Origin of the sequence: Flavobacterium hercynium (assembly GCF_002217285.1) — a bacterium.
Classification (GTDB): Bacteria; Bacteroidota; Bacteroidia; order Flavobacteriales; family Flavobacteriaceae; genus Flavobacterium; species Flavobacterium hercynium.
The window spans coordinates 21,391-33,386 of sequence record NZ_MUGW01000026.1 but is presented as its reverse complement, the minus strand read 5'-3'; the positions used below and the strand labels follow the sequence as shown (position 1 = coordinate 33,386).

The 11,996-nt window shown below is 36.1% G+C and carries 11 protein-coding genes; 10 read left to right on the top strand and 1 reads right to left on the bottom strand.

Features of this window, described 5'->3' with window-relative positions:
* Positions 1-13 precede the first annotated feature (13 nt).
* The 4 genes from B0A66_RS13200 to B0A66_RS13185 all read left to right on the top strand — a co-directional run bounded on the left by B0A66_RS13200 (position 14) and on the right by B0A66_RS13185 (position 2,713).
* Positions 14-268, top strand: a complete 255-nt coding sequence (locus B0A66_RS13200; protein ID WP_089050318.1) for an acyl carrier protein — start codon at positions 14-16, stop codon at positions 266-268.
* Positions 269-275: 7 nt separating this feature from the next.
* Positions 276-776, top strand: coding sequence for a 4'-phosphopantetheinyl transferase superfamily protein (locus tag B0A66_RS13195; RefSeq protein ID WP_089050317.1), 501 nt, complete (start codon positions 276-278; stop codon positions 774-776).
* A 93-nt stretch (positions 777-869) separates the two neighbouring features.
* Positions 870-1,064: a hypothetical protein gene (locus B0A66_RS13190; RefSeq protein WP_089050316.1), complete on the top strand. Its 195-nt coding sequence runs from the start codon at positions 870-872 to the stop codon at positions 1,062-1,064.
* 239 nt (positions 1,065-1,303) lie between these two features.
* Positions 1,304-2,713 (top strand): FAD-dependent oxidoreductase, encoded by a 1,410-nt coding sequence (locus B0A66_RS13185; RefSeq protein WP_089050439.1) that lies wholly within the window; start codon positions 1,304-1,306, stop codon positions 2,711-2,713.
* A 132-nt stretch (positions 2,714-2,845) separates the two neighbouring features.
* On the opposite strand, the gene B0A66_RS13180 is transcribed toward B0A66_RS13185, so the two are convergent.
* Entirely contained in the window at positions 2,846-3,736 is an 891-nt protein-coding gene (locus B0A66_RS13180; RefSeq protein ID WP_244283478.1) for a LysR family transcriptional regulator, read from the bottom strand.
* A 59-nt stretch (positions 3,737-3,795) separates the two neighbouring features.
* On the opposite strand from B0A66_RS13180, the gene B0A66_RS13175 reads away from it, so the two are divergent.
* The 6 genes from B0A66_RS13175 (at position 3,796) to B0A66_RS13150 (ending at position 11,993) form a co-directional block, all read left to right on the top strand.
* Positions 3,796-4,764 (top strand): alpha/beta fold hydrolase, encoded by a 969-nt coding sequence (locus tag B0A66_RS13175; protein ID WP_089050314.1) that lies wholly within the window; start codon positions 3,796-3,798, stop codon positions 4,762-4,764.
* Between the two features lie 311 nt (positions 4,765-5,075).
* Positions 5,076-7,055, top strand: a complete 1,980-nt coding sequence (locus tag B0A66_RS13170) for a GAF domain-containing hybrid sensor histidine kinase/response regulator (protein WP_089050313.1) — start codon at positions 5,076-5,078, stop codon at positions 7,053-7,055.
* A 227-nt stretch (positions 7,056-7,282) separates the two neighbouring features.
* Complete coding sequence (locus B0A66_RS13165) at positions 7,283-7,915, top strand: hydrolase (RefSeq protein WP_089050312.1); 633 nt, start codon at positions 7,283-7,285, stop codon at positions 7,913-7,915.
* Between the two features lie 38 nt (positions 7,916-7,953).
* Positions 7,954-9,342 carry an alginate export family protein gene (locus B0A66_RS13160; RefSeq protein WP_089050311.1) on the top strand — a complete coding sequence of 463 codons (1,389 nt, stop codon included), beginning with the start codon at positions 7,954-7,956 and terminating at the stop codon, positions 9,340-9,342.
* 18 nt (positions 9,343-9,360) lie between these two features.
* A complete protein-coding gene (locus B0A66_RS13155) occupies positions 9,361-10,104 on the top strand; it encodes a M17 family peptidase N-terminal domain-containing protein (RefSeq protein WP_089050310.1) in 744 nt (247 codons plus the stop codon).
* Between the two features lie 2 nt (positions 10,105-10,106).
* Complete coding sequence (locus tag B0A66_RS13150; RefSeq protein WP_089050309.1) at positions 10,107-11,993, top strand: amidohydrolase; 1,887 nt, start codon at positions 10,107-10,109, stop codon at positions 11,991-11,993.
* Positions 11,994-11,996: the final 3 nt, after the last annotated feature.

Sequence of the window (11,996 nt, the reverse complement as noted above, 5' to 3'; positions counted from 1 at the left end):
CCCCAACATTATCATGAACAAAGACGAACTTATAGCTAAGCTAAAAACAATCATTAAACCATACACAACCAATACGGATGCGTATGACAACCTTACAGAAGAAACCGATTTTATTAATGACCTGAATATCAATTCAGCGAATCTGGTAGATATCATATTGGATATTGAAGAAGCTTTTGATATTGTAATAGACAACCCAGAAATGGAACGCATGCTCGATGTAAAAAGTGCTGTCGAAATTATTGAAACTAAACTTGCTTCAAAATAAGTATCGAATGATTGGCAATGATATAATTGATCTCCAACAGTCACGACTTGAAAGTAACTGGCAGCGGAAAGGTTTTATCGAAAAACTCTTTACGGTTGAAGAACAATTGCTTATTAAAAATAATGAGCAACCCGAAATTATGGTCTGGCTGCTTTGGAGCATGAAAGAAGCTGCTTATAAAATTTACAACAGAGAAACCAAAATAAGAGCGTTTATACCTCAAAAACTGATCTGTAATATCAGACAGCAAAATGATCTATTTGTATCTGGTAACGTTACATGTGATAAAAATATTTATCACACTAGAGCCATTGTTACCAAAAATTTTATTCATACTATAGCTGTTATCAATGAAAATGAATTGAATAATGTGATTGAAATTGAAAGAAAAGAAGTTGTTAAAGATTCTAATGGGATACCATTTTTGTCTTCCTCATTCAATTGGCAAAAGCCAGTTTCCATTAGTCATCACGGACAATTTGAAAAAATAGTTTGTCTTTCCTCTTAATGTAAAAGTGATATTTTATAACTTTTACATTGGATTGTATAAGCTTAAGTGCTGTTATTCAAGTAATTTTATAAAAATTAAAATTTACACATTATGAAAACGAATAATCAAACTCCGAGAACCGATTCGAAAAATGGTTTTGACAATCGAAGCGACACGAGAAAGCATCAATACAAAGATCATGATGAAGTGTTGACAAATGATGAAAATTACGATGTAAACACTCAAAAATTTAAAGGTGAAGAACCTGATTTTGATGATAAAATGACAAACGAAGAGAAAAAATAAAGTCTTCACATTCTTTTGAAAAATTTCTACTAAAATTTGCGCGAATACACTTGACTTCGCGCAATTTTTTTATTTATAGACGCTACCAATCAATATTGTTTCTACCAAAATATTCAGGGTATTTTTACTTAATTTTGCACAAGTCCGTTTCGATGGAGAATTTTTTTTAGCATAATTTCAGAGATTAAAAAGTGAAAGAGGAAGTCAAAAAGACACAAAATGATGCCGTAAGCTGGATCATGTGCAAAGATTGTCAAGGTCGTGGCAAAAAAAGTCGTGGACTGAGCAACAAAGCAAAACGTCAATACGAACTTGAACTCGATCAATTTGAAAAAAATAAAACGGAAGGAACAGCTCCCACTCTTCCAAAAGGTCACTTATATATTTGCTCAAAATGTTCCGGATCAGGTTTAGTCCCTTCTGATATTTATCCTCTGGCTGATACAGAGAATTTTCCTCATGTCGCGATTATTGGTGGTGGTATTGGTGGTGTTGCATTGGCAATAGCTTGTTTGCACCGTAAAATTCCCTTTAGCCTTTATGAACGTGACGACAGCTTCGAAGCCCGATCGCAAGGTTATGGACTCACTCTGCAACAAGCCAGCAAAGCGATTGAAGGTTTTGGTATTTTTTATTTAAAAGACGGAGTAATTTCTACACGACATCTTGTACATACAACAGACGGTAAAGTAATTGGCGAATGGGGAATTAGAAAATGGGTTCAGAATATTGAAAAAACCTCTCCAAAACGCTCCAACATACACATCGCCAGACAATCGTTGCGTTTAGCACTACTGGAACAACTCGGTAATAACGATGCTGTACATTGGGGACATCAATTGATAGATTTTCAGGAATCTAAAGAAGGTGTAACGCTTACTTTTCAGGCAAACGGAGCAACTAAAACTACAAAAGCTGATATTCTCGTGGGAGCTGATGGTATTCGAAGTTCAGTACGACGATTGCTTATTGGTGAAGAAAAAACGCCTTTGCGTTACTTAGACTGTATTGTCATTTTAGGAATTTGTCCATTGAGCGCAATCGAAGGTCTTGATAGTCCTTTATTAGATTCTGCTACGGTATTTCAAACTGCTAATGGTAATGAAAGAATTTACATTATGCCTTATACAGCAGATTCTGTAATGTGGCAACTTAGTTTTCCTATGTCCGAAGAAGAAGCTAAGACTTTAGGTGCACAGGGAATAAAGGCACTCAAAGAAGAAGCAATCCGAAGAACACAATGGCATGATCCTATTCCGCAGATTATGATGGCAACCCAGGAAGCTCAGATTTCCGGTTATCCTGTCTACGATCGCGAATTACTTAGCTCCGAATTACTTCAAAAAGGAAATCAGACAACGCTTATTGGAGACGCCGCGCATCCCATGAGTCCATTTAAGGGACAAGGTGCAAATCAGGCGCTTCTTGATGCACTTACACTTGCACGTACAATCGTAAAAAATGTCCGCTCAAATCCTGATTGGAAAACTACTGGAGTACGTAACAGCATCCTAAACGAATTTGAAGCAGAAATGTTAACCCGAAGCGCTGTTAAAGTTAAAGATTCAGCTGACGCCGCTAATTTCCTGCACTCAGAAATCGTACTTCACGAAGGTGATGAGCCCCGCGGACGAATTTCTAAATTGTAAGTTGTGAATTGTGAATTGTGATTGGTGAGCAGTCATTTGTGGGTTAAGCTTCTTTTACATTTTACATTTTACATTTTACATTCTACATTTTACATTCTACATACTACATCTTTCGACTTTTCACTTTCGACTTTAAGACTTATATTGATTTAAGAACGCATTTAGGGCTTTAGAAGGCAGATCATCATTTCTATAGATTAATAAAGTTGTCATTGTCGCGAGTTCTTTGCTAACGGGAAATGTTTTTATATTTCTGTTTTGATAATATAAATTGACTACTTCGGCCGGAAGTATACTTATACCTAATCCTGCTTCAACAAAATTTATAATTCCTTCAATAGAATTAACAATCGTACTTTTATAACGAAGTATCCCTTTTGATCCTAGCCATGTTTCTAATCTTGCCCTAAAAAAACAGCCTTGTCCAAATACTACTATTTTTAAAGGATCTTGTTTCAGGATCGTTTCGAGATCGTCGCCATCTTTCGCAGCGATTACAACCAATTGTTCATCCCGAACAATAAGTTGTTCTAATCCCGGAATATTTATTGGAGCAGCAACAAAAGCAGCGTCAAGTTTATAGTCGATAACATCGCGAATTAGTGTTGGAAGTACAGCAGAATGAAATTCTAATTCAACAAGCGGATAAAGCTCCGCAAAAGTTTTAATAATTTCCGGCACTTTAAGCGCCATTGTCGTTTCAATACATCCTATACGGATCGTACCTCCTATTTTATCAACACTCTGAATATCGCTTTTTGCATCGTCCAGTAAGCTGCCTATTTTTTTAGCATATTGTAAAAGTGTATATCCTGCTTCAGTAAGCACTACCTTTCGAGATACCCTTTTAAAAAGTTCAGCACCAAATTCTTCTTCAAGATTTTTTATTCGCGCCGTAACATTCGATTGTACAGTAAAAGTAGCTTCTGCAGCTTTTGTAAAGCTACCCAGCGTTGCGGCAGCTTCAAATATTTTAAGGTCGTTGCTATTCATATCATCATTATTAGTGATTAATAAGATCACTATATATCGTTTTTTAATATCAAATATAGAAAGTAAATTTGTATTAAACAATTGATACTATGAAAAATATAATTAAAACCTTATCAGCAGTACTTATGATTACAGGAGCAACTACAAACGCACAAATGAAGTCTATTGCAACTTCTAAAATTGAAAAATCAGATATTGAAGCAACACATTACAAAAATGTAAAATTACATGACCTCAATATATTTTACCGTGAAGCAGGAGATAAAAATGCTCCAACAATTTTATTACTGCACGGCTATCCAACCTCTTCCCACATGTACAGAAATCTTATTCCAATTCTAAGTAAAAAGTACCATGTAATCGCACCAGACCTTCCCGGATTTGGTTTCTCAGATGCACCTGAGCACGATAAATTTCAATATACTTTTGACCACTTAGCTCATATTATGCAGGGATTTATCGATCAGCTTAAAATGAAACGATTTGCTCTTTATGTATTTGATTATGGAGCGCCAACAGGCTACAGACTTGCTCTAGCCAATCCGGAAAAGATTACAGGTATTATTTCTCAAAATGGAAATGCGTACGAAGAAGGACTAAGCACTGGATGGAATCCTATTCAAAAATATTGGAAAGATCCATCGCAAGCCAACAGAAATGCACTTAAAGACTTCGTATCCAAAGAAGCCACTTTCTTTCAATACCACGAAGGTACTTCTGATCCATCTCTTATTGCTCCCGAAGCTTATCTTCTAGATCAGCATTTTCTGGATCGTCCCGGAAATATTGAAATACAATTAGATCTATTAAAAGATTATAAAACCAATGTCGAAATGTATCCTCAATTTCAAGCTTATTTTAGAACTAAAAAACCAATGACATTAGCCGTTTGGGGTAGTCGCGATCCTTATTTTTTACCTGAAGGTGCCAAAGCATATAAACGTGATAACCCAAATGCAACAGTAAAATTTTATGAAACAGGGCATTTTGCATTAGAAACACATTACAAAGAAATTGGCGCAGATATTTTACTTTTTCTTTCAAAACTGCCTAAATAAAACATTTGTCATTAAAATAAAAAATGTAGAAACTCCTTTATTTAAAGGAGTTTTCGCATTTCTAAGCGTAGCAAAATGCAAAAAAATAATTTCATAGATTACCCAAAGCATACACAAACAATATAACACAATTCAAAGAACACAATTCATAGTTCACGATTCACAACTCACAATTAACAATTCATAATTCATAACTCATAATTAAAAACACGCCTTCTATTTCCTACAACATATTTGTTTTTAACCACTTAAACCGCCTTAGCGTTCATCTTCACTTTTTTATTCTTATTTTTGCAGTTCCTACTGTTACTATGAATTACAAAGAACAACTTATATCATCCCACGAACAAGATCGTCTAACTGCGTTAAAACGATACAATATCCTCGATACGCTCCCCGAGAATACTTTCGATGATGCCACAAAGCTAGTTTCCTATATCTGTGGTGTTCCAATTGCACATATTTCATTCATAGATGAAACCAGACAATGGATTAAATCTGAAATTGGCTTAGGTACCTCAGTCGTTCCCAGAGAAATTAGTTTTTGTCAATATACTATTTTAGACAGTAAATTGGTCGAGATTCCTGATACCTATCTAAACGATAGGTTTAAGAATGATCCCAATGTTATTGGCGGTTTGAAAATTAGATTTTATGCCGGTATTCCGCTTACTACACCCGATGGTTTCAATATAGGAACCATTTGTGCAATAGATCATGTATCAAGAGAACTTAATGATGAGCAGCGCAATGCGCTTTCTATTGTTGCAAAACACGTAATAAACCTTTTAGAACTGCGTACAAAAAACATTGAACTCGACGCTCAGAAAAAAATTGCAGAACATGCTGTGCTAACAAAAGATAATTTTTTAGCCAATATGAGTCACGATATCAGAACACCTCTTAACGCGATTATTGGTTTTACAGACTTGCTGGCGCAAACGGAACTAACTAGTCTGCAGCACGATTATATTGATAGTGTACAAAAAGCAGGTAATAACCTTTTGATATTGGTAAATGATATTCTCGACCTTTCTAAAATTGAATCGGGTCATGTAACCATTCATGAACAGCCTTTTAATGTAAAAAATACTTTAAAACACATTTACAATTTACTAAAGGTTAAGGCTACCAAAAATATTGAATTCAATCTTTTTTTAGATGCTGATTTACCTGAAATTGTAATTGGTGATCCCGGAAGATTAAATCAGATATTGGTTAATCTTACAGGAAATGCACTTAAGTTTACAGAAGAAGGTGAAGTGACGATTTCTGCAAAAATAGTAGCCGAAACAGAAAGCCAATATTCCATTCAGTTCTCAGTAAAAGATACCGGTATCGGAATTCCTGAAAACAAATTAAAAACGATATTCGAACGTTTTACACAAGCAGAAGATAGTATTACGCGACGATTTGGCGGAACTGGTCTTGGTCTTAACATTGTAAAACAATTAATTGAGCTGCATGGTACCGAAATTCATGTGAAAAGTGAAAAAGAATTAGGTTCAGAATTTTTCTTTGTTCTTAATTACAAGAAAACAAATCTTACTGATATTTTAACTCAGACAGTTCCAAAAGAAAATCTTGGTAAACTGAAAATATTACTTTGCGAAGACAATCTTCTAAATCAAAAATTGATTAAACAAGTCGTTACCAATTTCGGTTTTGAATTAGACATTGCTGAAAATGGTTCAATTGGAATCGATTTTTTAGCTCAAAATACTTACGATCTTATTTTAATGGATTTGCAGATGCCTGTTAAAGATGGCTATCAAACAACGCAATACATTAGAACCGAAATGAATTCTACTATTCCAATTATTGCTATGACCGCACATTCCCTTGTAAGCGAACAGGAACATTGTTATGATGCAGGAATGGATGGTTATGTTCCAAAACCTTTTAAACAAGAAGTACTTTTAGAAGCTATAAAAACGGTAATAAGCAAAAAAATTAAAAAGGATATCGATCTGACTTTTATAGACGAACTATCTAATGATGATCCTTCTTTTAAGCAGGATATTATTAATCTTTTTATAGAAAAAATTCCAAGTCAGGTAGCGCAACTGGAAGAAGCACTCATTATCAACGACCACGATACAGCACGAAAAGTAGCGCATAATATGAAATCGAGTCTCAACATATTTATGCTCAAAAATACCAGTGATTATATGTCACGTATCGAGGAAGAAGCCAAAACCGGTTCCTTTAGTGCAAAAACGGTAGATAAAATAAAAACTTTAAAGTTTGAAATGAGTGAAGTCGTAAAACATCTTCAAAAAATACAATAAAAAATACACACTCAAATTCTTAATAATGAATGCCGCCAGTTCAATCTTGCGGCTTTTTTTTTATTCAAAAAACAATAAAAACACCAAATACGAATAGTTGATTTAATAATTTTACGATATATCGTAATCAAAAAACTCATTAAAAAAACACAAACCCTTTGTTTATAATGATTTAAAAAAATGGCACTTGATTGGCTTACCTAATAGTAATTTTAAAATAAATTATTATGAAACCATCAGTAAACTTATTATCACCAGAAAATCATGCTTTAGTGCTAATTGATTTTGAAGGACAAATGGCATTTGCTACAACTAGTATTCCATTAAGCGAATTGCGTAATAATGTCGCTATTATTTGTGGCGCATCAAAAATTTTCAATGTACCAACAGTTGTTACAACCGTTGCCGAAGAAAGTTTTGCAGGTCCTGTTTTTCCGGAAATCGAAGAATATTACCCAATCGCAACTTCAGGATATATTGATCGTACTACAATGAATACCTGGGAAGATGAAGCAGCCTACAAAGCTATAACAGGTAAAAACAAACAAAAACTGGTTTTCGCAGGATTATGGACAGGAGTTTGCATCGTGGGACCAACTTTATCAGCAATCGAAGAAGGTTATGAAGTATACGTAATCACAGATGCCTGCGGCGATGTAAGCGACGAAGCACATGAGCGTGCTGTCCAAAGAATGATACAAGTGGGTGCAAGACCTATTACTTCTATTCAATATTTATTAGAACTTCAAAGAGACTGGGCACGTGAAGAAACGTATGTTCCGGTAACCAATTTAATGAAAAAACACGGTGGTTCTTATGGTTTAGGAATTCACTATGCACATAATATGCTAAAACACTAATAGCATCTAAATTTAATACAAATCTCTTACGCTTCATTATGTTGGAATCAACAAAATCCATATCAAAAAAGGTTCAAACCCTAATTCTTTTACTTTTTGCAAGCTGCATAGCACAGGCACAAAGTTTTAAGCTTTTGCGTTATGACGAAAATTATGAATTTCTAAAAGACTCTACTCGAAACTTTTACGGAAATTTAAAATTCATTCCATTAAACGATGATAAAGATTTTTATGTGTCCTTTGGTGGAGAAGCCCGATATGAATATGTCGATTTCAACAATGAAGATTGGGGCAGACTCAATATTGGCCGTAATAATTTCTTATTACAACGTTATGCCCTTCATGCTGATATTCATTTAAACAAAAAATTCAGGGTCTTTGCACAGCTTAGAAGTGCGCTTCAGGATGGCAGAATTAACGGTCCAAGAGGAATTGATGAAGATCAGCTCAATGTTCAAAATCTCTTTTTGGATGTAAATTTATGGCAGAAAGAAGATAAAAAACTTCTTGTTCGTGCCGGAAGACAGGAATTAGATTATGGCTCAGGACGCTTAATTTCTGTAAGAGAAGGTCCAAATGCAAGACTTTATTTTACAGGAGGAAAAATAATGTACTCCTCTGCCCGATTCTCGATTGATGGTTTTGCAATGATTGCGGATATTACCAATCCTGGCATATTTGACAATAAAATGACAGAGCAGCTAAATTTATGGGGGACTTACTCTAAAATAATATTTCCAAAGGCAGGAAATCTCGATCTTTATTACTTGGGAATCAAAAGAGACGAATCTGTTTTTGAAGAAGGAACTGCTACTGAAAAAAGACATACAATTGGAACAAGACTTTGGAAATACGGTGGCGGTTTTATTTATAATCTGGAAGCAGCATATCAATTTGGAAGTTTTGGTTCCGGTAATATCAATGCCTGGACGGGTTCTATTGACTTAGGTTATTCCTTTGAAGACATCAAATTCAAACCTACGATAAACCTTCGAAATGATTATATTTCAGGAGACAAAAGCAAAGGCGACGGAAATCTTCAGACTTTTAATCCGCTTTATCCAAAAGGAGGCTACTTTGGTTTTAGTCCGCAGGTAGGTCCAGTAAATCTAATCGACATTCATCCTTATGCCACTATGGATTTACTTCCGGAATTAAAGATGCAGGTTGATGTTGTTTTTAATTGGAGATATTCAATTCAGGATGGTGTATACAGACCAAGCGGCGTATTAAATCGTCCCGGAAACACATCAGATCAGCGGTATATTGGAACAGCTTATTTAGCTAATTTTACATACAGCGTCAACAAACATATAGCAGTCGTAAGCGGCATACAATATTTCAAAACAGGAGCTTTTATCAACGATATTATTCCAAATGCCCAAGACGGTATTTTCTTTAATGCAAGACTCGCATTCAAATTTTAACCTACTAAATTCAAAACAATGAACAATCTATTAATTTTAAAAAAATACAAACTTAGAACCGGTGTTCTAAGTCTTCTTATCAGTGTTTTATTTTCAGGTGTAACAGGCAATACTGCTTTGGCACAAACAGCTGCTATTGGTTCTACCGTAACTTGGGGTAAAGTAGACGGCGTTGCTGTAAACGGATTGGTTCAGGGACCATCTGCAGCCGAAGCAGAATTGCAAGTTGCCTGTGTATTCGAATATACAGAAGGGGATATTTTTAATCCTCCTGCCCTTCCCGCTAACCTAAACGGAATGGTACATCTTGACGAGGCTTTAAAAGGTAGTATTACCGAATTACGCAAAAGCGGAAAATTTACAGGTCACGCACTCGAAACTTTATTGATTACACCGCCAAAAGGTACACTGGCAGCAAAAAAACTATTGCTTATTGGTTTAGGCGATCGCAATAGCTTTACGCCCGAAATGATGGTGAGCGTAGGAAGTGTTGCCATGCGCGAGGCTTTACGTTTAGGAGTGAGCAATTTTTCTTTTGCAAGTGATATTAAAGATGCCGGAATCGATTCGCCAACAGCTTTAGTGGCGACGAATGTCGTTTTGGGATCTTTTGAAGCGTACAGAACACAAACGTACCTAAAACAACAAAAGTTATCGGATCATAAACCATTAACGAAAATAATTCTGCTTGCAGGACCTGCTTTTTACACTACAGCGGGTGAAGGAATAAAAACAGCAATCAACAAGCTAAATGCTAATTAATTATGAAAGCAGATTTAATTTTATTCAACGGAAAAATATACAGCTTTAATAGCGAAACACCAGATGTTACCGCTGTAGCGATCAAAGACGGAAAATTTATTGCTGTTGGAAGTGACAGCAATGTAATGGAATTCGCCAATGAAGCAACTAAGATAATTGACCTTCAAAACAAACGAGTAGTACCGGGAATCAACGATTCGCACATTCATTTAATTCGTGGTGGTTTAAACTACAATTTAGAATTGCGCTGGGATGGTGTTCCTTCTCTGGCAGATGCACTCCGCATGTTAAAGGAACAAGTTGACCGTACGCCAAATCCGCAATGGGTTCGTGTTGTTGGAGGCTGGTCTGAGTTTCAGTTTGCAGAACGCAGAATGCCAACTCTGGAAGAAATAAATGCCATAGCACCGGAAACGCCTGTTTTTATCCTGCATTTATACGACAGAGCGATTATGAACAGAGCAGCTTTAAAAGCGGTTGGTTATAACAAAAATACGCCTGCTCCTCCTGGTGGTCATATCGAAAGAGATGCTAGAGGAGAACCAACCGGACTTATTATTGCAACACCAAATGCCATGATTTTGTACTCGACTTTAGCAAAAGGTCCTACTCTTTCGTATGAACATCAGATCAATTCGACACGTCATTTTATGAAAGAACTGAATCGTTTTGGAATCACAAGCGTGATTGATGCCGGAGGTGGTTTTCAGAATTTCCCGGACGATTACAAAGTGGTTAATGAATTGAACGAAAAGAAACAGTTAACCGTTAGAATTGCGTACAACCTTTTTACTCAAAAACCAAAACACGAATTCGAAGATTTTGAAGATTGGATTGATACCGTAAAATTGTATCAGGGAGACGATATGTACCGCCACAATGGTGCGGGCGAAATGTTGGTATTTTCTGCGGCAGATTTTGAGGATTTCCTGCAGCCAAGACCTGATCTTCCTGAAACTATGGAAGCTGAACTGGAAAAAGTGGTACGCCTTTTAGTAGAAAATCGCTGGCCTTTTAGACTTCATGCTACTTATAATGAAAGTATTACAAGATTTCTGAATGTTTTTGAAAAAATAAATCAGGAGATTCCGTTTAACGGTTTACCGTGGATATTCGATCATGCTGAAACAATCGACGAACGCAATATTGAACGTGTAAAAGCTTTAGGCGGTGGAATTGCCATACAAAGCAGAATGGCATATCAGGGTGAATATTTTACAGATCGCTACGGTGCCAAAGCAGCCGAAAATACACCTCCAATTAAAAAAATGCTTGAAATGGAAGTTCCGGTTGGTGCCGGTTCTGATGCTACCAGAGTAAGCAGTTACAATCCGTGGGTTTCTATGTATTGGATGACTGTGGGTAAAACTATTGGAGGTTTACAATTGTACAATGAAACGAGATTAAACAGAACGACAGCTTTAGAACTCTACACCCGAGGAAGCGCTTGGTTCTCTCAGGAACAGGCAAAAAAAGGCGATATCAAAACAGGAATGTTTGCTGATTTAGTAGTGCTGGATCGCGATTATTTTACGGTTGAAGATGAAGACATCAAAAAAATAGAAGCTGATATGACTATTGTTGATGGAAAAATTGTGTACGCCAATGGTGACTTCTCCTCTTTTTCACCGCCACACATTCCAATTTTACCGGATTGGTCGCCAACTAATATTTACAACGGTTATCCTGCCAAAAGTACGTTGCAGCATGATATCGAAAAAAATGCTAAAGCAACGGCAAAACCAGCGCTTACTTCTCAGATTCACAGTTGTAGCGGAAGCTGCGATGTTCATGCACACAGCCATGATGTCGCCAGAATGAGCAATGTACCGGTAAATAATTATAATGCATTTTGGGGAGCACTTGGCTGTTCTTGCTTTGCTTTTTAAAAC